Here is a 19,792-nt window from a genome sequence, read left to right as displayed (position 1 = left end):
GCATTTGCTGCTGTTGCCGGGCCTGGCCGCCGCCGCCCCGGCCATGGGGCAGGATTTGAATCTCGGTGGCCCGCCGGGGGCGCCGCCCGTGCCCGTGCAAATCTCCGCCGCGCAAGGCATCACCTGGTCGCAGGACGCACAGACCGTGACCGCCACGGGCGGCGCCAAGGCGGTACGGGGGGATGTGACCGTGACCGCCGATGAACTCGTCGCCCATTATGTCAAAAAGCCGGGGGCGTCTCAGCCTCCCCCAACGGGCAGCGGCACGGTGGAGGGTGGGCTGGACCAGGGCAACGCCCAGCTTACCGAGCTTGACGCCCTCGGCCATGTTCATATCTACACCGCGACGGATAATGCCTGGGGAGACAAGGCCGTTTATTCCGTTGAACAGCAGGTTCTCGTGCTCACTGGCCATGACCTCAAGCTCACCACCCCGCAAAATACCGTCACCGCCCGCGATTCCATTGAATATTACGCCGCCGACCGCAAGGCGATCGCGCGGGGCAACGCGCTTATTGTCTCCCAAGACGGCCGCTCGATCGCCGCTGACGTGATCACCGGCTATTTTTCCAACCCGGCTGCCGGCGGCGCCAAGCCCGCCGCAGGGGCCAGCCCGCAAACGGATGAGAGCGGCAACCTCAAGCGGGTGGAGGCCATCGGCCATGTTGTCATCAAAACCCGGACCGATACCGTCACCGGAGATAAAGGCGTGTATCTCCCGCCGACGGGAGAGGCGCGGATCGGCGGGAACGTCCATGTCATCCATGGCCCCAACGAGCTGGCGGGCTCGGACGCGCTGATAAATATGAAAACCGGAATCGCCACGCTGCTTGCCGCGCCGGGCGGGCGCGTCTCCGGCGTCATCCTGCCGGGTTCGGGAAAACCCAATGAATGAGATCTCTGATACCAGCCGCGCCGCGCCGCCCTCCAACCAGACGGGGCTGGTGGCGCAGGGGTTGGGCAAGCGGTTCAAGAAGCGCCCGGTGGTGCGTGATGTCTCGCTCTCCCTGAAGCGTGGCGAGGCCGTAGGGCTGCTCGGCCCTAACGGCGCGGGCAAAACCACGACCTTTTACATGATCGTCGGGCTGATCGGCCCGGATTCGGGCACCATCTCGCTGGACGGCGCCGAGATTTCCAGCCTGCCCATGTACCGGCGGGCGCGGCTTGGCATCGGCTATCTGCCTCAGGAGGCCAGCGTGTTTCGCGGCCTGAACGTCGAGCAGAACATCATGGCCGCGCTTGATATGGTGGAAGCCGACCAGGAACAGCGGGAGGAAATGCTGGCCGGCCTGTTGGCGGAATTCGGCATCTCGCATCTGCGCCGCACCCCGGCCCTGGCGCTCTCGGGCGGAGAGAGGCGGCGCGTTGAAATCGCCCGCGCTCTCGCCACCGGCCCCAATTACATCCTGCTCGACGAGCCTTTGGCCGGCATCGACCCCATCGCGGTGGGAGAAATCCGCGATCTCGTCGCCCATCTCAAGCATCGCGGCCTCGGCGTGCTCATCACCGACCATAATGTGCGCGAGACGCTGGAAATCATTGACCGCGCCTATATTCTCTATGACGGTCAGGTGCTGATGGAAGGCAACCCCGAGGAGGTGGTGGCCCATGAGGATGTACGCCGGGTTTATCTTGGCGAGAAATTCAGCCTCTGATCCTTCTCGTCCATGCATAAATGTTCTGGACGAAATTTAAAACGGCGTTAGCATTCTGGCATGGGTTTTGCTCCATCCCTCGGGCCGCGCCTGGATCTTCGCCAGTCCCAATCCCTGGTGATGACGCCGCAACTGCGCCAGGCGATCCAAATTCTGCAATTCTCCAATCTCGAGGTCGAGGCCTTTCTCTCCGAGGAACTGCTGAGAAATCCGCTGCTGGAGCTGGACGGCGCTGCCGGCCCGCGAGAGGCGGAGCCGGGCGCCGCCCCCTCCCCTGACTTAGAGGTCCAGCGGGCCGAAAATCTTTTCCCGCGCGAAGCGGATATCTACGTTCCCGGCGCCGGCGCGGACAGGTATGGCGGCGGCGAGGCCGCTGCGGACGGCTCGTGGCCGGACCAGATGGGCGCCGCCCGCCCCTGCCTGCGCGAACATCTGGAACAGCAGGCCCGGCTCGCCTTTGCCTCCCGCGAGGAGCGGCTCATCGCCGCCGCGCTCATCGCCGCGCTTGATCCCTCCGGACGGCTCGGCGAAGCCCCGGACGCGCTGGCGGCGATGCTGGGGGTGGATCCCGCGCGGCTGGAAGCCGTGCGCGCGGTGATGATGCGGTTCGACCCGGCGGGGCTTTTCGCGACCAGCCTGGCCGAGTGTCTCGCCGCCCAGCTCGCCGAACTCAACCGGCTCGACCCAGCGATGCAGGCGCTGCTTGACCATCTCGACCTGCTGGCCCGGCGCGAGATGCGCGCCCTGGCGGGGATTTGCGGCGTTGACGGGGCGGACCTGGCCGAGATGGCGGCCGAGCTGAGACGGTTGGACCCCAAGCCGGGCGCCCGCTTCGATTCGGAGCCTCTCCGGCCCTTGATCCCGGATGTGCTGATGCATCCCGCCCCGCCCCAGGAAAATGGGGAAAGCGACTGGGTCCTCGAAATCAACCCCGAGACCATGCCCCGGCTGCTCATCCGCCGGGGCTTTCATGCCCGCTTGCTCGCCTCCGCGAGCAAGGAGACCCGGTCTTACCTTGCCGAGAGGATGCAGAGCGCCTCCTGGCTGGTGAAATCCCTGGAATCGCGAACGCAGACCATCCTGCGCGTGGCTGGCGAGATCGTGCGGCGGCAAGAGGAATTCTTCCGCCATGGGATCGGATTTTTGCGCCCCTTGACGTTGCGAGACGTCGCGGCGGAGGTCAACCTGCATGAAAGCACGGTGAGCCGCGTTACCTCCAATAAATCCATCGCGACGCCGCGCGGCGTTTTCGAGCTCAAATTCTTCTTCTCCACCGCGCTGGCGGGGACGAACGGGGAAATGCTCTCCGCGGAGGCGGTGCGGCACCGGGTAGCGCGCCTCATCGCCGCCGAATCTCCCAAAAATATTTTATCTGACGACGCCGTTGCAGTCTTATTACAAAAAGAGGGGATAGACATCGCCCGGCGGACCGTTGCCAAATACAGGGAGGCGTTGCGCATTCCCGGTTCGGCGCAGCGCAGGCGGGAGAAGCTGCCCGTGTGAGCAAGGCGCAGCAGCCTTGTCTGACGAGACGAAAGCGAGCCGGGCCATGTTCGGGAGAAGACAATGCAACTGACGGTCTCAGGCAAGCAAATCGATCTGTCCGACGCTCTGCGCGCCCATGTGGACAAACAGCTTGGCACCATCATCAATAAATATTTCGACCAGGCGCTCGAGGCGCAAGTGACGTTCAGCCGGGCCAGAAGTTTCTTCACCTGCGATATCAATCTTCATGCCGGCAAGGGCATCACCGTCCGGGGCGAGGGGGAGGCCAGCGACGCTCACGCCGCCTTCGATGACGCGGCGGAACATATCGCCAAGCGCCTGCGCCGTTACCGCCGCCGGGTCTCGGCGCATCAACGCGACCTGACCAAGATCAAGCCGGAAATGGCCCGCGCCTATGTGCTGGCGCCGGAATTGGACGATGGCGAGGCCCGCCCGCCCGCCAATGGCCATGGTGAGGAGCGGCAGGCCTTGGAGACGGAGCTGCACGCGACCGTGATCGCAGAGGATACCGCCTCCATCGAAACGCTTTGCGTGCGCGATGCCGTGATGAAGATGGATCTCGCCTTCCAGCCCGTCCTGTTGTTCCGCAACAGCAAAACCGGCGGGCTCAACGTCGTCTACCGCCGGGCCGATGGAAATGTCGGCTGGATCGACCCCGTCGCTTAAGCCGGGCCGGGCCGCCTAAACGGCGATATAAGGCGGCCCGGTATATCCTTTGGGCGATAGGGTGAAGATCTCCACCCCGGTTTCCGTCACCCCGACCATATGTTCGAATTGGGCCGAGAGCGAGCGGTCACGGGTAACGGCGGTCCAGCCATCCTCCAGAATCTTCACATCCGGCCGGCCGATATTCACCATCGGCTCGATGGTGAAGAACATGCCGGGCTTGAGCACCGCCCCCTCCCCCCGGCGGCCGAAATGCAGAACATTTGGCGGTTCGTGAAAACGCTGGCCAATGCCATGGCCGCAGAAATCCCGCACCACCGAGAAACGCTGGGATTCGACGTAGTGCTGAATCACATGGCCGATATCACCGAAGGTGGCGCCGGGTTTTACCGCGGCCACACCGCGCATCAACGCCTCGTAAGTCACCTCCATCAGCCGCCTCGCCTTGGTGCTGGGCTCCCCGGCCACATACATGCGGCTCGAATCCCCGTACCAGCCATCGAGAATCACGGTGACGTCGATGTTGAGAATATCCCCTTCCGCCAGCTTGCGGCTGTTGGGAATGCCGTGGCAGACGACATGGTTGATCGAGGTGCAAATGGATTTGGGAAACCCCCGGTAATTCAAAGGAGCCGGCACCGCGCCATGGGCGGTGATGAAATCGTGGCAGAGCCGGTCCAGCTCCTCGGTGGTCATGCCCGGCGCGACATGCTCGGTGATCATGTCCAGCGTTGCCGCCGCCAGCCGCCCAGCGGCGCGCATCGGCGCGAAATCCTCCGGTTTGTAAATCGTGATCCGGCGTGAATCGGCTCCGCCATCCATGGTCATCTATCCCTCGGGCTCGTCAATCCTGCTTCAATACTCATAAGGCGGCTAGACGGCCAGCGGCGCCGTCATCGCCTTGGGGTCCACCCATTGATCGAACTGCTCCGCCGTTACCAGCCCGCTCGCCAGCGCGGCCTCGCGCAGGGTGAGCCCCTCCCGGTGCGCCTTCAACGCGATCTCGGCGGCTTTCGAATAGCCGATATGGGGATTTAGCGCCGTGACCAGCATCAAATTACGGTCGAGATGCTCCTTGATGCGCTCGGGCACCGGCTCGATGCCCTCGGCGCAATGAATGCGGAAACTATCCAGCGCCTCGGCCAGGAGGTGGGCCGAATCCAGATAGTTATGCAGCATGACGGGTTTATAGACATTGAGCTGGAAATTGCCCTGCGACCCCGCGAAGGCGACGGCATGGTCATGGCCGAAAACCTGCACCGCCACCATGGTCAGGGCCTCGCATTGGGTGGGGTTGATCTTGCCCGGCATGATCGAGGAGCCGGGCTCGTTCTCCGGAATCCGCAACTCGCCAATGCCGGTACGCGGGCCGGAGGCATACCAGCGTACGTCGTTGGCGATTTTCATCGCCGCGCCGGCCAGCACCCGCAGAGCGCCCGAGGCCGCCACCAGCGCGTCATGCGCCGAAAGCGCCGCGAATTTATTGGGCGCGGAGATGAACGGGTGGCCGGTTTCCTCGGCAATGAAGGCCGCCGCGGTGGCGCCAAAATTCGGGTGCGCGTTCAGCCCGGTGCCCACCGCCGTGCCGCCGATCGCCAGCTCGTAAAGCCCCTTGAAAGACTCGCGAATCAGCGCCGCCGCGTCCTCCAGCTGCGTCTGCCAGCCGGAGAACACCTGGCCGAGCGTCACGGGGGTGGCATCCTGCAAATGGGTACGCCCCGTCATCACCACATCGGCATAGGCGAGGCTCTTGGCTTTGAACACGTCCGTCAACCGTTCGATGGCGGGCAGCAGCTTATTCGCCGCCACCTCCACGGCAACGATATGCATGACCGTGGGAAATGTATCGTTGGAGGATTGGCTGTGGTTAACGTCATCATTGGGGTGGATGGGCGTCTTGCTGCCCAGCGTCCCGCCCGCCATCTGGATGGCGCGGTTGGAGATCACCTCATTCGCATTCATGTTGCTTTGCGTGCCGGAGCCGGTTTGAAAGACGACGAGCGGGAATTCGGAATCCCATTTGCCGTCGATCACCTCCTGGGCGGCGGCGACGATCAGCCGCGCCTTCTCTTCCGGCAATTGCCCGAGGGCCTGGTTGCCGAGGGCGCATGCTTTTTTGAGAACGCCGAGGCCGCGGATCACGTCGCGCCCCCATACATAGCGCTCGCGGCCGATCTTGAAATTCTCCAGGCTGCGCTCGGTCTGCGCTCCCCATAAGCGGTCCGCGGGCACCGCGACATCTCCGAGCGCGTCATGTTCGATCCGTGTTTCAGCCATCACCATTTCCCATGCAAAAATCCAAGGGCAGGCAGAGGTTTCCACCGCCGGGGCAAATCCGCGCGGCGGATCGGCCTTATCATGTAACGTGGGGCTGGATGCTCGGTTCTTTCAAGAAACCCGGCATAAGCGCGGACCTGGGCTTCGCGCCACGCCTGATCGGTCAGCGCCTGGGCGCGGCTGGGGAATACCTCCGCGATGCGGATCACCCGCCCGATCACCGCCACCACCGCCCAGAGTGAATCCTCACCGCCCCGGCGCCGCTCAGGTGACGCAAAATCCATCAGCCATCTCCCGGTTGCCGGACAAGCCGGCTGCCTGGAATTATGCGCGCGGAGCCGGGGGAAGGCCAGAGGCGTCCGCCCCGCGGGCCAGAGCGAGGACCACGCGCGGCCCGGCGATGAGATAGCGCCGCGCCAGGCGGCGGGGTTCACAAGCCAGGCGGTGCAGCCACTCCAACCCGGCGCGGCGCATCCATAAAGGCGCGCGGCGGCGCGTGCCGGCTGTGAATTCCAGCGCCGCCCCCAGGCAAAGCCCGGTCCCGGCCGCGTCTGCGGCCTGAGCCACCGCCTGGGCCAGATATTCCTGGAGCGGCGAGCCGACGCAGAAGAACACCCACCCCCCGTCTTGCCGGCGCGCGAATTCCACCGCCTGGTGAAAGGCGGGCTGGCCGGTCCGCAACCCCAATGGCGGGTTGTGGTGGCGGAAGCGGATGGCCGGATAGCGCGCCGCCAGCGCCGCGAAGGCGGCCTCGCCCATGCCGATGACGGCGACCCGCGCCCCGGCGAGATGGGGCAGCAGCGCGGCGGCGAGATCCGCCCCGGTCACCACCGGCGGCGCGGCGCGGCCCAGCAGCCGGGCGCAATGGGCGAGGCAGCGCGAATCGAACAGGCGCAGCCAAGCGGCCTCATAGGCCGGGCGCAAACTCGGCTGGCGGCGCAACCGGTCGAGATGATCCGCGTTGGGCGTGACCACATAGGCAAAGGGCGCGTCGGCGGGCCGCGCGCGCAGGCAGGCCACCGCCTCTTCCAGGGAAAGCGTGCCGAAGCTGAGACCAAAAAACCTCACGGCGCCCAATCCAGGCCGAGCGTGAGCACATGCTCATTGGCGGCGCGGAGAAAGTTTGCCTGCCGGTCGTTGAAGACATAACGGCCTTGCAACGCCAAAGCCGGGCCCATCCGCCAGGACAAGGCGAAGCTGGTGGAAAACAGGGTTTCGCGCACCGGACTCCACATGTAAGCGGCGCGGGAGATCTCGGCCATGCCATCGGCGGTGAGCTGGCCGAGTCCTGCCCGCTGATAGCTGAGCTTCGCCTGGGTGAGGGTATAGGGTGTGGTGCTCAGCCGGTCGGGATCGTCGATCTCGCGGGTGATATTGAGATGTATCTCATCCAGGCGGCTGGGCGCCCAATCCAGCCGCGCCTCCACCACTGGCGCGGAAAGCCCCGGCCCCGTGCGCGGCGCGCGCCAGGCGCCTCCCGCCAGCAGCGAGACGGTCCATAGCCCGTCCGCCACGTCCTGCAACCCGGCGAGTATGGCGTATGTCTCTGCCCGCTCCGCCGCGTCCGGGCTGGAGGTATGGCCCCCGCGCAGCGCCATCACCGCGCTCACCGGTCCGTCCGTATCGTAACGCAGCGTGAGCCCGGCCCGGTAGTCCTGACGGTCTTCACCCGCCCAGGCGGGGAAGCGATAGACATCAACCGAGACATCCGGAGTGAGCGTCAGCCGTCCGGTGGTGATCTCGTCGCGGGCGCGCAGTGAGTTGACGCTGAAGGCGACCGGCTTGGCGGCGCTGAGGCCGTTCAGCGAGAAATCCGTCTCATCGCCCCGCAGATATCCGGCGGAAACGGTAAGCGTCTCCTCCGGCAATTGGATCCGCCACCCCCCGGCAAGCGCCGCGCTGAACAGATTTTGCGCGGCGCTCTCAGGATAGGCGGTCTCGCTGACCTGGGCAAAAGCCCCGAACCCCGCGGGAACATCCTTAACCAGCAGCCGGGGCGCGGCGTTGAACAGGGCGGAGCCGGCGGCGGCGTTGGGCGCGGAATCGTAGCCGGTTTGCAAGCCAAGGCCGGGCGCGACCTGCACCCCACCGAGCTCGAAACCGGTTGGGCTGGGCGCGGCGAGGCGCCGGACATTCAAAATGCCCGCTGCCTGCGCGAAGCCCGGCACCCCGGCGGGCAAAAGCTCGTCCAGCATCTGCGCCCGCCCGGCGAGCGGCGCGGCGAGACAGGCGGCGGCAATGGCCAAACGGGAGCAATAACTCACCATTTCGCCATATCACTTTTAGTAGAATTTTGTTAATCATTTAACAACTAATGGTTGCAACGAATCCTCCCCGCCGCGCCGATCTCGACATGGGCAAGGGCCTCGCCATTCTGCTCGTCGTGTTTGGCCACCTGGTGGCCCGGCAGGACCCGCAGCATTTGCATTGGTACGAGCCGTTGCGCCGGGCGATCTATGCCTTCCATATGCCGTTTTTCATGTATCTCAGCGGCTTCGCCGCCGCGCTCTCCGGGGTTTTGCTGCGCGGGCGCGCCGGCTGGGCACAAACGGCGCGAGCGCGCGCGCAACGGCTGTTGCTGCCTTTCTTCTCGCTCGGCCTGCTGGTGCTGGCGGGCAAGCTGCTGGCCTCGCCAATCCTATTCGTGGATAACCGGCCGGCCGGGATCAGGGCCGGGCTGCTCGGCCTGTTCTGGCATACGGCGGCCAGCCCCGCCCTCTCCATCTGGTATCTCTTCGTGCTGTTCGTCGTCTCTCTGGCCACGCTCTGGTTGCTGAATGGCCAGGCCCGCCGCCTGTCCTGGCTGCTCGCGGCGGCGCTGGCGCTCTATGCCCTCCCCCTCCCCGCCTATATCTATCTGGACCGGGTGGGCGCCTATGCGCCGTTCTTCCTGCTGGGAGCGATGGCGGGGCTGGCCGCGCCGCGCTGGGAGCGGATAATGGACCGCCTCTGGCCTCTGGCGCTGGCGCTGCTGCTGGCCGGGCTGGCGGCCGTGGCGCTTTGGGGCCAAAGCGAGGCTCAAAAAAGTGTGATGCTGCCGCTCGGCGCGTTATCCCTCCCCGCTCTTCACGGTTTGTTAAGATGCCTGAACATAGGCTGGCTGTGTCGCTTATTTTTGTTTTTCGGGCGGTACAGTTTCATGATCTATCTCGGCAACACCATCTGCATCGGTCTCGCCAAGGCCGCCCTTTTACATTTCCTGCCCTGGGATGCGGCGCATTTCGGCGTTTACGCCGCGGCGCTGATGACCGCCGGCATGCTTGGCCCGGTTATGGTCAAGCGCCACGCTTTTCGGCGCGTCAAAATTCTGGACCGGCTGACGGGCTAATCCCATGTCGCCGGATATCACCCGGTTCCTCGCCCGTCTGCCCGCGCCACTGGCGGCGAGTTTTTCCCCCGCCCAGCTGCGGGCCGTGGAGTTGCATTTCTCCATGCGCCACCGCCCCCGCCACCGGCTGGATTGGCGGCGGCGCATCCGCCTGCCCTTCTGGCGCGGCTATGTGGTCGTGCTCGCCGGCTCGGACGGGCGTTAACCTCGCCGGAAATAACCGCCATAGCGGGGTGCGTAGAACTCAGCATCGGCAAAGCCGGAAGCGCCATGCGTCCTGACATTCACCCGGCTCAGCGCCACCCCGGCCAGCCGCACCCCCGCCTCCTGCAGCAGGGTGATCGCGCCGCGCACCACCCGCCGTGGGGTGCGGCCCCAGCGGACGCAGAGCAAGGCGGCGTCGGCATGGCTGGCCAACACCCTGCCCTCGGCCAGCGCATAGGCGGGCGGCACGTCGAGAAGAATCACGTCATATTCGCCGCGCAGCCGGTCCAGCATTTCCGGCATGGCGGGGCCGAGCAACAGGCTGAGCGCCGCCTGGGCCTGGGTGCCGGCGGGAAGCAGAATCAGTGGCGAGAGAGGGTCGGCGTGCAGGCATTCCTCCAGCGCCGCCTTGCCCGCTAGATGATCCGTGAGTCCCGGCAGGCCGCCCATGACGAAAACAGGGTCGAAACTGGGTTGGCGGATATCGCCATCGACGGCGAGCACCTTCAAGCCGGCGGTGGCGAGCGCGCGCGCGAAGGCGATGCATAAGGTGGTCTTCCCCTCATCCGGCCGCGCGGCGGTGATGGCGAGGATCTGGCAGCCGCTCCCGCCCAGCCGCAACCCCATCCGCAGCGCGCGAAGCTGTTCCGCATATAAAGAGAATGGCGCGATGAGGGCCGCCTCGGCAGGGTTGCGCACTTCCGGCAAAAGCGCGTGGCAGGGCAGTCCGGTTTCGCCGCGCAAAGCCTCGGCCGAGCGCAGCGAGGTGTCCAGCGCGTCGCGCAGCCCCGCCAGCAATACGCCCAGGCAAAGGCCCAGCACAGCCGAGGCGGCGAATACGATCAACCCATGCCGCGAATCCGGCCGCGCCGGCGCGGCGGCGGCAGAGAGAATCCGGGCGTCGGGCCGGGTTAGCGAGGCGTCCTGCGCCAATTGGCCAGCCTGGAGGGTGATCGCGCGCAGCATATCCCGCCCGGCCTCGGCCCGTTGCTCCAAAGCGCGGATGGGCGCCGCCTCCTCATCCTCGGTCTGGCTCTGCGTGCGGGCGTGGGCCAGCGCGGTTTGCAGCGTCGCCACCTGGGCTTGGTCGGCGGCCACCTCGGCCCGGGCGGCGTCCATCTCCCGCGCGGCCTCGGCGCCGATCTGCGCCGTCACCGCCGCCAACTGGGCGCGGGCGGTGATGAGGGCAGGGTAGCCGGGGCCGTACTCACTGGCCAGGGACCGCACCTGCGCCGCCAGCTGCGCCTGCTGGGCGCGCAAGGGCAGAAGGTTGGGGGCGATGGCGGCGTTGGCAGCGGCGGCGTCTCCACCGGCTTGGCTGGCGGCGTGCAAACGAGCCTCGGCCATGGCCAGGGCGGCCTGGGCCTCCACCAGAGACGACCCCAGATGGCTGGAGGTTTCATCCGTTAGCGTCATGCCCTGCGCGCCCTGCACCAGCCCGGCGCGGGCGCGGGCGCGGGCCAGAGCGGCCTCGGTATCGTCCAGTTGCTGCTGCACCTGAGCGGAATGGGTTTCAAGCCAGGCTTGCGCGTCGGTGAGGGTTTGAAAAGCGACATCGCGCTCATGATCGAGGTAGATCTGCATGGCGAGGTTGGCGGCGGCGGCGGCAATCTCCGGCGCGGCGGCGGCAAAGGCCACGCTGATGACCCGTGAACCGGGCAGCACGGAGATGCTGAGCCGGCTCTGCACCGCCTCGGCCAGCGCCATCCCGCTGGGCAGCGCCGGTCGCGGCAGCAGGCTGAGGGGAAAGCGGCGTTTACGCAAATCCGGGTTGAAGTCCGGGTTGGCGGCCAGATGCAGCTGGGTGGCAATGGCGGCGGCGGCGGGCAGCGAGGCGATGATCGCCCCTTGGCTGGCGGTTACGGCATCCTCGTCCAGCCCCGCCGCGGCTCCGGCCTGGGCGCCGGGCAGGGCGGCGCTGGCGGGATCGTAAAGTAAAATGCCGGTGGCGCTGTAGCGCGGCGGCAAGGCGAGCAGCCCGGCCAGCGCCAAGGCTGGCAGGCCCAGAGCGCAAAACAGGATCAGCCGCCAGTGGCGCCGCAACGCCATAAGCTGCTCGGCCAGAGGCTGCCGGGCGGGGAGGCTCAGGCTAGGAAGCGCGACGCTCATACGTCATGGTTAACCGAATCCTACCAAAATACAACTTTTAGTTGCTAACCCATGGCCGGTTTCCCTGCGCCTCCCGGCTCACGTGAATCACCGCCCGGCCCGGCCCGGCCCAGGCGGCGATAGCGCCCCCGCGCGCCACGGCGGCGGCGTCCAGCAGCGCCACGCCGGGGCAGCCAGGCTGTGCCACAGGTGAGACCAACACCTGCGCCCCGGCGCAAACCGTCACCGGAACGCTGGCGAACAGGACAGGGCCGATGCGGCAGGTGGCGGCGGTACAAGCGGCCTGGATGAGCGGCCTTCCGCCCCAGAGCGGACCCCATTGCTCCAGCGTGTATTTGCTGGCGCCCTTCTGGCGAATGAGAAAAATCTCCGCGCCGGAGCGGATGGCGATCAACCGGGCATCGGCGGAGATCAGCGCGTCCGGCGGCCGCGCCAGCAACGCCGCCCCCACTCCCGCCGCCATCAGCCCCAGCCCGGCCAGCCGCGCGGGCGACCGCCAGATGCAAAGCCAGGCCAGGCCGGCGGCGATGAGCAGGATGGCGGCGGCGGGCATGGGCGGCACCGGCACCAAAGCATGCGGCCAAGCGGCGATATGGCGGGTCATCCAGACGATGACGTCAATTCCCCAGCCCATCGGCCGGAAGGCGAGCCCGGCCAGATGCAGGGGCAGCAGGGCGATGCCCGTCAGCCCCCAGGGCATGATCCAGAGCGCCGTCAGCGGCACGGCGACGAGATTGGCGGGAATCCAATAGGGTTCGATCTGCTGGAATTGATAAGCGGAAAACGGCATCGAGGCCCCCCCCGCCAGCAGGCTGGTGAAGGCGAGCTCCACCCCATGCATGGCGGCGCGCCGCATCACCCCGCGCGAAGCGTGGAAGCGCCGCCAGAAGGGCCGCACCGCCGCATAGCCAGCGATGAGCGCGGCGACGGCGGAAAAACTCATTTGGAAGCTGGCGGAGAGAATCGCCTCTGGCATGAGGAGCATCAGCACCAGCGCGGCGATGGCGAGGCCGCGAAGGGAAATGGCCTTGCGCCCGGCCAGCACGCCAAGCGTGACCAGGCTGGCCATGGCGAGGCTGCGGAGAATCGGCAGATGCGCGCCCGTGAGCAGCGCGTAGGCCCCGCCGCCCGCCAACGCGAACACCGCCGCGATGGGCTTGCCCGGCCAATGCAGCGCCATCCAGGCGCTGCGCGAGAGGAGCCAGCGCGCCGCCAGAAACACCAGCCCCATGACGATGCCAACGTGCAGCCCCGCGACGGCGAGAATATGGGCGAGCCCGGCGAGCACGAAATTCTGCCGTTCCTGAGGCGGGATGATCTGCTCATCGCCAGTGAGCAGCGTGACCGCGATGGAGCCGGTGGAAATTGGCAGAGCCGCCAGAATTGCGCCCGCGATATGGCCACGCAGCCTTTGCAGCGCATCGTCCAGCCGGTTATCCGGCGCGGGACGCAAAACGCGCAGCGGCGTCAGCGCCATGCCGGTCGCGGCTAGCCGGGCGAAATAGTAGTCCCGGCCCTGGTCCCAGCCGCCGGGATAAGCGGGCGGATCGGGCGCGAAGAGCAAGGCATAGACCTTCACCAGCGCCCCGGGCCGGGGCGGCGTATCGCCCGGCTTAAGCTTGAGGCGCACCATGCGCCGCAAGGTGCGTCCATGGCCAAGGCGCGGCGCGCGCAGCAGTACCCGCGCGCCATCCGGCAGTGGCTCCACCCTGGCGACGAAGCCGGAAACCCCCTGGACGCCGTTGGTGACGGCGACGATGGGCGGCATCGCCGCCGTGCGCCATTCCGCCCGGGCGAAACCCAGCGCCGCCGCCAGCGCCAACGCTCCGGCCAAGCGCCAGACGGGGCGCCTCCAGCCCAAAATCAGGAGCAATCCGGCCCCGAGAGTGAGCGCCAGCCCCAGCCAGAGCGGCGGCTCGGCGGGCAAGACGAAATAAACCAGAATCGCCGCGCCCATGGCGATGGGCAGCAGCAGAACGAAGCGCCCACGCTCCGCCTCTATCCAGCGCGCGAACCATTGCGTCGCCACCACCACCTCCGGTTGCGAGCCGGAGGCTAGCCGGTTCTGCGCCCTGGCACAACGCGGTGCGAGAGGCTAAGGGCGACTTATGAAAATCCGCACGCGTTTCGCCCCCTCCCCCACCGGGCTGCTGCATATTGGCGGCGCCCGCACGGCCCTGTTCAACTACCTTTTTGCCCGCCATCATGGGGGCGAATTTTTGCTCCGCATCGAGGATACCGACCGCGCCCGCTCGACCAAGGAGGCGGTGCAGGTCATCCTCGACGGGCTGGATTGGCTGGGGCTGACTCCGGACGAGCCGCCGGTATTTCAGAGCCGCCGCGCCGCCCGCCACGTGGAAGTGGCGATGCAGCTTCTGAAGGCCGGCAAGGCCTATCGCTGCTATTGCAGCCCGGAGGAGCTGGCGGCGATGCGCGAGCGCGCCATCGCCGAGAAGCGCCCGCCCCGCTATGATGGCACTTGGCGCGACCGCGACCCGGCCGACGCCCCGCCGGGCGTGAAGCCCGCCATCCGGCTCAAGGCGCCGCGGGAGGGCGAGGTGGTGTTGCGCGATCTGGTGCAGGGCGAGGTGCGAGTCCGCAACGCCGAGATGGATGACATGATCATCCTGCGCTCGGATGGCACGCCCACCTATCTTCATGCCGTGGTGGTGGACGACCATGATATGGGCATCACCCATGTCATTCGCGGCGATGATCACCTAACCAACACATTCCGCCAGATTCAAATCTATGACGCGCTGGGTTGGGATAAACCGGAATTCGCCCATATTCCGCTGATTCATGGCGCGGACGGGGCGAAGCTCTCGAAGCGCCACGGCGCCGTCTCGATCCTCGAATTTCGCGAACAAGGGTTCCTGCCCGAGGCCTTGTGCAATTATTTACTACGCCTTGGCTGGGGCCATGGCGATGCCGAGTTTCTCGCCCGCGCGGAGCAGATCAGGCTGTTCACGCTGGAGGATGTCGGCCGCGCCCCGAGCCGCATGGATTACGCCAAGCTCACCCATCTTAACGGCATGTGGCTGCGCCAGACCGACGATACCCGGTTGCGCGACGAGGTGGTGGAGCGCCTGGCCCGGGCGGATATTACAGTGAGCACGGAGGCGATGGCGCGCATTCTCAAGCTGATGCCGGGGCTGAAGGAGCGGGCCAAGACACTTGTTGAGCTCGCGGATTCGGCGGCGTTTCTGGCGCGGGAAGTCCCCCTTCCCTTCGAGCCCAAGGCGGAGGCGTTGCTCACCCTGGAAAACCGGGAGATGCTGGCGCGCCTCGCCGGGGTGCTGGAGGCCACGCCTTTCATCGCCGAGGCGCTGGACGCCGCTCTGCGCGGCTTCGCCGAGGCGGAGGGGCGCAAGCTCGGCCAGGTCGCGCAACCTTTGCGAGTGGCGCTTACCGGCAGCACGATGAGCCCCGGTATCGACGCGACGCTGCTGGCCCTGGGCAAGGAAGAGGCGCTGCGGCGCATCCGGGCGGTGGCGGCGTAAGGCACCCGGCGCCTTGAGCTTTTATCCGGCCATGTTATGAGCTGAGCGGCTTCGCGCTCCGCCCCCGTTGGCTAATTGGATAAGCTCCGATCCTTCTAAGTTCGGTTATGCAGGTTCGAGTCCTGCCGGGGGCACCATTTTCAGAACAGAAATATCTGGAAACCAGCTACGCCGCCCGGCCAAGCCTGACCTGCCATCTATCAGGCCGAACGGCGCAAACATGGCGCCCAGATCTAAATGTCTGGCCCAAGGCAACCGCTACGATAACGCCGGCAGCTTGCTAGACATGTTTTTGACCGTCTGGCATAAATTTCGTAACCGGGGCTAGAGGCGTTTAGTTGATGTCGGTTGAAACTTTTATAGATAAAGCAGAACGGTTACTGGCTCAAGGCAAGCTGATAGAAGCAAAAGACACCTTTATTGCTGCGCTACAGTTATCTCCTAGCATTTTTACTTCAATTATGGGCGCTGGAAAATGCATAAGGCGATTAGGTGATCACAAAAAAGCCTTGGAATATTTCAAAATTTGCATTGATATAGTCCCCAATCTTCCGGAACCGAAACTCGAAGCCGCCACAGAACTGAGAGAGCTGGGACGTCTGGACGAAGCCGAGGCAATGGCGAAAGAGGCCTTGGCCATCGCTCCGAATAATGTGCATGCCTACATCAATCTGGCCTTCAGCGCCCGGAAACGAGGACAGCGTCAGCAAGCGCTGGAGTGGCTGGAATCAGCTATCAAGGTGGCGCCAGGCCTGCCAGGGCCGAGACTCGAAGCCGCCACGGAATTAAGGGAGCTCGGCGAATTTGACGCTGCCCGCGTAATGACCAAACATGCGCTCGATCGCAGCGGAAGAACATCCTACCCGCTGATAATGTTGGGGATGATCGAGCGGGCTGCCGGCAATAACGAAGCCGCCTTAGCTGCATTTTTGGAAGCCAATGCAACGGAGCCTCGCCATGTTGGGGCTCTAGTGGAAATTGCCATTCAATATCGTCAGCTCGGCCAACAAAGAGAGTCTGACCGGTATCTAACTTTGGCCCTCGAATATGAGCCCCGTAACGTTCAGGCCCTTTCCACGAGAGCCCAGAACACCCTAATGGCTGATGAACCCGACGAAGCTTTGAGATTATATACGGAAGCTGCTGCTGACCAACCCGGATGCGCTGAGTTTCTGTTTGGCAAGGCGGAGGCCCTAGCGAGGCTAGGTAGAATACAGGAAGGCTTGGATGTCCTTCGCTGTATCGAAGATGCTCAAGGCACCTCTGCGTTTTTACGAATCAGGCAAATTAGCCTGCTGCGTCAAGCGGGCCAGTATTATGAGGCGCTCCACCTCGCCCGTGCGGCCACGCGTGCCGATCCATATACATTTTGGCTCTGGATGGAACGAATTCAAACAGAATTATATGTGGGGAACGATGACGATGTGGAGGCTTGTTTTAACACCATCCATGCTTCGACAGTAAAGGAGCGCGCGCATCTCGACCGCATGAAAGGCATGTGGACGGAAAGCTGTTGGCGGATCCAAGAGGCCATTACTTACTATGAACGCGCAGCATCTGTATTGATTAATGAAAGCATGCTCCAAAACCTTCTTACACGTAGCAAAATCATGAGTCTGGATTTAGACGGGGCACGACGGCATTTGCGCCGCGCCCGCGACTTAGATGCTCCGCTCTTGCAACTGCGCGGTTTATCTCCCAATACATCCCAAACCGAGTTTGGGCAGCTTTTGAACGAATTCTCGGTAAACCAGACTTTAGCTCAAGAGCTTCAGGCGTTGCGCGTCCTCGCGCCGGCGGATCGCATTTCAAAATTGATACACCTCGCCCGGGCTTACCCTGAGAATAGCGGGCCAGCTATTTCGCTCCTGGTAGCGCTGCGCCAAAGCGGAGCTTTAGAAATAACGACCGCACTGGATAGGGGCAAGCTCATTCCTGACATCATCATGCAATTCTGGGACGATCCCATCCTGCCAGAGGAGATTAGCGATATGACGTCCTCCTGGCGCGGGCAAAATCCACAGCATCAATATTTCCTTTTTGATGATACTCGCGCTTTGGCCTGGCTTGAGGAGCATTATCCGACTCCTGTCCTTCTTGCTTATCGTCGATCCCGCGAATTTGCACAGAAAAGCGATATTTTCAGGCTGGCTTGGCTGGCACGGACGGGGGGCATCTATGCAGATGCGGATGACCGCTGCCTCCGACCGGTGGCCGGCATGTTGCCTCCCGGTATGAAATTAGTGCTGTCTCAAGAAATATTAGGAACTGTCGGAAATAATTTTATCGCGGTCACACCCCAGCACCCCGTTATTATTGAGGCACTACGTTTGGCGGTAGAGGCGGTGAACCGGGGCGACAACGACGGAGTCTGGTATGCGACCGGCCCAGCCGCTCTCACACGCGCGCTGACTCAGGTTTTAACCAAAACTGGCCACCTCGACTGGGATGGCACAGCAATATTGCCCCTGCGCACGCTCTTTAAGACCGTAGCGATCGGATGTGCCGCTACCTACAAGGCGACAGACCGGCACTGGAGCAGACATGCGCGACTACGCAAATTTAATCCAAAAAAGAACGATTGACAATTTTAATTGGAATTATATAAAATTAGCAATACCTAAGAGCGCGAGACCTGATGAAGTTATGTTTTCATATTGGCGCGGAAAAAACCGGAAGTACGGCGATCCAATCCTGGCTTCATAAAAACTCGGCTGCTCTTCGGAAAAAAGGGATTTGGTATTCTGAGGCGCTGGGTCGGCCCAACAACACTGGCATCTATCTCTGGGCGGGCGGAGTCCGGCCCGATGAAGGTTTTTTGTTTTATGGCGCTGTATCCGATGAGCAAAAGCTGCAATTCATTAACCGAACCAAAGAAAAACTTCTTCTCGAAATTCGAGAAGCCAAAAATGCCGGTTCCAAAATTTTCGTTATTAGCAATGAGCATTGTCATAGCCGCCTCCTTAGTCCAAAAGTAATTCAAAATACCGCCGATTTGCTAACTCCCTTGTTTAGCGAAGTTAAGATTTATTTTGTTATTCGCCCCCAATTAGAAATGTGTCTGTCTCTTGCATCTACCCGCGCGAGGGTTGGCGGCGAAGTGACTGCAGACTGGTTTAGTAGCGAAATGAGTCCGAGCAAGCATTACTTTAATTATCGCCAGGTTTTACAGAAGTGGTCTGGCGTTTATGGAAAAGAAGCCATTCACCCGGTCTCTTATAAGCAAATAGATAATATAATATCCTTTTTTTGTGAGGAGTTTGGAATAGACCAAAGCGAATTCTCCTCAATTCCTCGTATTAACGAAGCGCTAGATTATCGGACAATCGCAATCTCGAATGCGCTTCAATTTAAACTGCACCGCGCCGACGGAAGAGCCAACAAAAACGCAAATTTTTTTATTGAAAAAATTCCTGTTTTAGAAAGACTGCAACTCGGCCGTTCTTTTGCTGAGAGTCTTCAATCTCGCTTTGATGAAAGCAATTATTCTCTTGTCACTGAATGGCCTCAAATAAAAATCTCGGATTTGCAAATTGATTGGCAATCATACCCTGAACTAGGCAATATTGATAGATTAGAGAAAATTAATGAATTTGCATCCGTTATAAAATTTATTATAGAGCAGTTTAATGCACTCAGCTGGCTCGACCGCGCTCAGCTAAAGCAAGCCGAGGCAAAGCTTTGTGAAGCAAAAGGCGAACTACTTTTAGCTCTTAAATTAATTGATGAATCTTTGATATATGCCCAGATTGCTACGGAGGTTTCGTCAGTGGCCCTCGAAGCAGAATCCTTTATATCTACTCAACAATCTTATAAGGATTTTTTACTAGAAAATTCTAAGTTTGATTCATTCCAGAATGATCGTTTTCTAATTTAGAAATTCGCTTATCGTATCCAACTAATAACCCTCCAAAAAAGCTAATTAGATCAGAAATCTCGATCATTTCAGGCTTAAAACAAAATAGTTCTCCCTCGGAGGAAGAAGAAAAAATGTCAATCCCTTCGAATAATCGCTTTGAAATCAATGAATTCTCTTCATTGAAAAATGCTTTTATTATTTCTATTTGCTCAGGTTTTAAAAAGTTATGCCGTGTTCCGGATCGCGAAAGTCCGGCAACAATTGAATTTTCAACCACTAAATCGGAAAAATTCATTCTAGGAAGAAATCGGTTTAATTGTAACATAATAATAAGTTCCTTACTAGATAAGCTAGTATTAACTTCCGTGATATCATAAGTTAAACTATTATCGTCTATACCAAGATTACGCAAAAATACTCGAAATATATTTTCTTCTTTTATTGTTTTCTCATACAGGTTAACGTGAATATTTTCTTCTCCAACTAAGCTACATAGATAGGTGTAATATGAATTATATTTCAAAAAAGCATTGCGTTTATAATTGTTGACGTGCACCCCTGGAATGTGACCAATTTTGAGTAGAGTCCGACGCAAAGGAGTCGGACGGAATGAAGCGCAGCAGGTTCAGCGAAGAGCAGATCATTGCGATTTTGAAGGAGCACGAGGCGGGGATGCCGACGGCGG

At 62.2% G+C, this 19,792-nt stretch carries 17 protein-coding genes and 1 tRNA gene; 10 read left to right on the top strand and 8 right to left on the bottom strand.

Going from position 1 to position 19,792, the window contains the following annotated elements; all coding sequences use genetic code 11:
• Positions 1-4 precede the first annotated feature (4 nt).
• From M7H45_RS05955 to hpf, 4 genes are all read left to right on the top strand, one after another.
• Positions 5-895, top strand: a complete 891-nt coding sequence (locus tag M7H45_RS05955) for an LptA/OstA family protein (protein WP_298215335.1) — start codon at positions 5-7, stop codon at positions 893-895.
• Positions 888-1,655, top strand: a complete 768-nt coding sequence (gene lptB, locus M7H45_RS05950; RefSeq protein WP_298215334.1) for an LPS export ABC transporter ATP-binding protein — start codon at positions 888-890, stop codon at positions 1,653-1,655. The genes M7H45_RS05955 and lptB overlap by 8 nt, the downstream gene beginning before the upstream one ends.
• A 60-nt stretch (positions 1,656-1,715) precedes the next feature.
• Entirely contained in the window at positions 1,716-3,158 is a 1,443-nt protein-coding gene (gene rpoN, locus M7H45_RS05945; protein WP_298215333.1) for an RNA polymerase factor sigma-54, read from the top strand.
• A gap of 63 nt (positions 3,159-3,221) precedes the next feature.
• Positions 3,222-3,827: a ribosome hibernation-promoting factor, HPF/YfiA family gene (hpf, locus tag M7H45_RS05940; protein WP_298215332.1), complete on the top strand. Its 606-nt coding sequence runs from the start codon at positions 3,222-3,224 to the stop codon at positions 3,825-3,827.
• A 15-nt stretch (positions 3,828-3,842) separates the two neighbouring features.
• Here the strand turns inward: hpf and map are convergent, their stop codons facing one another.
• Genes map through M7H45_RS05915 form a run of 5 tightly spaced genes read right to left on the bottom strand, consistent with a single transcriptional unit; the run spans position 3,843 to position 8,371 of the window.
• Positions 3,843-4,649 carry a type I methionyl aminopeptidase gene (gene map, locus M7H45_RS05935; protein ID WP_298215410.1) on the bottom strand — a complete coding sequence of 269 codons (807 nt, stop codon included), beginning with the start codon at positions 4,647-4,649 and terminating at the stop codon, positions 3,843-3,845.
• 51 nt (positions 4,650-4,700) lie between these two features.
• Complete coding sequence (gene fumC / locus M7H45_RS05930; RefSeq protein WP_298215331.1) at positions 4,701-6,104, bottom strand: class II fumarate hydratase; 1,404 nt, start codon at positions 6,102-6,104, stop codon at positions 4,701-4,703.
• Positions 6,104-6,388: a hypothetical protein gene (locus M7H45_RS05925; RefSeq protein WP_298215330.1), complete on the bottom strand. Its 285-nt coding sequence runs from the start codon at positions 6,386-6,388 to the stop codon at positions 6,104-6,106. Before M7H45_RS05925 ends, fumC begins: the two co-directional genes overlap by 1 nt.
• 40 nt (positions 6,389-6,428) lie before the next feature.
• Positions 6,429-7,172, bottom strand: a complete 744-nt coding sequence (locus tag M7H45_RS05920) for a WecB/TagA/CpsF family glycosyltransferase (protein WP_298215329.1) — start codon at positions 7,170-7,172, stop codon at positions 6,429-6,431.
• Positions 7,169-8,371 carry an outer membrane beta-barrel protein gene (locus M7H45_RS05915; protein ID WP_298215328.1) on the bottom strand — a complete coding sequence of 401 codons (1,203 nt, stop codon included), beginning with the start codon at positions 8,369-8,371 and terminating at the stop codon, positions 7,169-7,171. The genes M7H45_RS05920 and M7H45_RS05915 overlap by 4 nt, the downstream gene beginning before the upstream one ends.
• Before the next feature lie 47 nt (positions 8,372-8,418).
• Here M7H45_RS05915 and M7H45_RS05910 point away from each other — a divergent pair, with 47 nt between their 5' ends.
• Together M7H45_RS05910 and M7H45_RS05905 are read left to right on the top strand one after the other, a co-directional pair.
• Positions 8,419-9,432, top strand: coding sequence for an acyltransferase (locus tag M7H45_RS05910; protein ID WP_298215327.1), 1,014 nt, complete (start codon positions 8,419-8,421; stop codon positions 9,430-9,432).
• A 4-nt stretch (positions 9,433-9,436) separates the two neighbouring features.
• Positions 9,437-9,637: a hypothetical protein gene (locus M7H45_RS05905; protein ID WP_298215326.1), complete on the top strand. Its 201-nt coding sequence runs from the start codon at positions 9,437-9,439 to the stop codon at positions 9,635-9,637.
• On the opposite strand, the gene M7H45_RS05900 is transcribed toward M7H45_RS05905, so the two are convergent.
• Both M7H45_RS05900 and M7H45_RS05895 read right to left on the bottom strand, forming a co-directional pair.
• Entirely contained in the window at positions 9,634-11,745 is a 2,112-nt protein-coding gene (locus tag M7H45_RS05900) for a polysaccharide biosynthesis tyrosine autokinase (protein WP_298215325.1), read from the bottom strand. The genes M7H45_RS05905 and M7H45_RS05900 overlap by 4 nt on opposite strands.
• A gap of 37 nt (positions 11,746-11,782) precedes the next feature.
• Positions 11,783-13,774 (bottom strand): ComEC/Rec2 family competence protein, encoded by a 1,992-nt coding sequence (locus M7H45_RS05895; protein WP_298215324.1) that lies wholly within the window; start codon positions 13,772-13,774, stop codon positions 11,783-11,785.
• Between the two features lie 79 nt (positions 13,775-13,853).
• On the opposite strand from M7H45_RS05895, the gene gltX reads away from it, so the two are divergent.
• From gltX to M7H45_RS05875, 4 genes are all read left to right on the top strand, one after another.
• Positions 13,854-15,248, top strand: a complete 1,395-nt coding sequence (gene gltX / locus M7H45_RS05890) for a glutamate--tRNA ligase (RefSeq protein ID WP_298215323.1) — start codon at positions 13,854-13,856, stop codon at positions 15,246-15,248.
• A gap of 60 nt (positions 15,249-15,308) precedes the next feature.
• Positions 15,309-15,385: transfer RNA gene (locus M7H45_RS05885), tRNA-Arg, on the top strand.
• Positions 15,386-15,589: 204 nt separating this feature from the next.
• Positions 15,590-17,833: a tetratricopeptide repeat protein gene (locus M7H45_RS05880; RefSeq protein ID WP_298215322.1), complete on the top strand. Its 2,244-nt coding sequence runs from the start codon at positions 15,590-15,592 to the stop codon at positions 17,831-17,833.
• A gap of 53 nt (positions 17,834-17,886) precedes the next feature.
• On the top strand, positions 17,887-19,125 hold the full coding sequence (locus tag M7H45_RS05875) for a hypothetical protein (protein ID WP_298215321.1): 1,239 nt from the start codon (positions 17,887-17,889) through the stop codon (positions 19,123-19,125).
• Here the strand turns inward: M7H45_RS05875 and M7H45_RS05870 are convergent.
• Positions 19,085-19,630 carry a hypothetical protein gene (locus M7H45_RS05870; protein WP_298215320.1) on the bottom strand — a complete coding sequence of 182 codons (546 nt, stop codon included), beginning with the start codon at positions 19,628-19,630 and terminating at the stop codon, positions 19,085-19,087. The two genes, M7H45_RS05875 and M7H45_RS05870, sit on opposite strands and share 41 nt — an antisense overlap.
• Positions 19,631-19,792: the final 162 nt, after the last annotated feature.

The organism is Acidocella sp. (genome assembly GCF_027352905.1).
In the GTDB taxonomy this organism is placed as follows: Bacteria; Pseudomonadota; Alphaproteobacteria; order Acetobacterales; family Acetobacteraceae; genus Acidocella.
The sequence above is the reverse complement of the archived record's forward strand: the minus strand, read 5'-3'. Positions and strand labels throughout refer to the sequence as shown.

What these genes read in the sequence shown, in the direction of transcription:
- lptB (WP_298215334.1), top strand. Translation starts at nt 888, where the DNA reads ATGAATGAGATCTCTGATACCAGCCGCGCCGCGCCGCCCTCCAACCAG.
- rpoN (WP_298215333.1), top strand. Translation starts at nt 1,716, where the DNA reads ATGGGTTTTGCTCCATCCCTCGGGCCGCGCCTGGATCTTCGCCAGTCC.
- hpf (WP_298215332.1), top strand. Translation starts at nt 3,222, where the DNA reads ATGCAACTGACGGTCTCAGGCAAGCAAATCGATCTGTCCGACGCTCTG.
- map (WP_298215410.1), bottom strand. Translation starts at nt 4,649, where the DNA reads ATGGATGGCGGAGCCGATTCACGCCGGATCACGATTTACAAACCGGAG.
- fumC (WP_298215331.1), bottom strand. Translation starts at nt 6,104, where the DNA reads ATGGCTGAAACACGGATCGAACATGACGCGCTCGGAGATGTCGCGGTG.
- M7H45_RS05925 (WP_298215330.1), bottom strand. Translation starts at nt 6,388, where the DNA reads ATGGATTTTGCGTCACCTGAGCGGCGCCGGGGCGGTGAGGATTCACTC.
- M7H45_RS05915 (WP_298215328.1), bottom strand. Translation starts at nt 8,371, where the DNA reads ATGGTGAGTTATTGCTCCCGTTTGGCCATTGCCGCCGCCTGTCTCGCC.
- M7H45_RS05910 (WP_298215327.1), top strand. Translation starts at nt 8,419, where the DNA reads ATGGTTGCAACGAATCCTCCCCGCCGCGCCGATCTCGACATGGGCAAG.
- M7H45_RS05905 (WP_298215326.1), top strand. Translation starts at nt 9,437, where the DNA reads ATGTCGCCGGATATCACCCGGTTCCTCGCCCGTCTGCCCGCGCCACTG.
- M7H45_RS05900 (WP_298215325.1), bottom strand. Translation starts at nt 11,745, where the DNA reads ATGAGCGTCGCGCTTCCTAGCCTGAGCCTCCCCGCCCGGCAGCCTCTG.
- gltX (WP_298215323.1), top strand. Translation starts at nt 13,854, where the DNA reads ATGAAAATCCGCACGCGTTTCGCCCCCTCCCCCACCGGGCTGCTGCAT.
- M7H45_RS05880 (WP_298215322.1), top strand. Translation starts at nt 15,590, where the DNA reads ATGTCGGTTGAAACTTTTATAGATAAAGCAGAACGGTTACTGGCTCAA.
- M7H45_RS05875 (WP_298215321.1), top strand. Translation starts at nt 17,887, where the DNA reads ATGAAGTTATGTTTTCATATTGGCGCGGAAAAAACCGGAAGTACGGCG.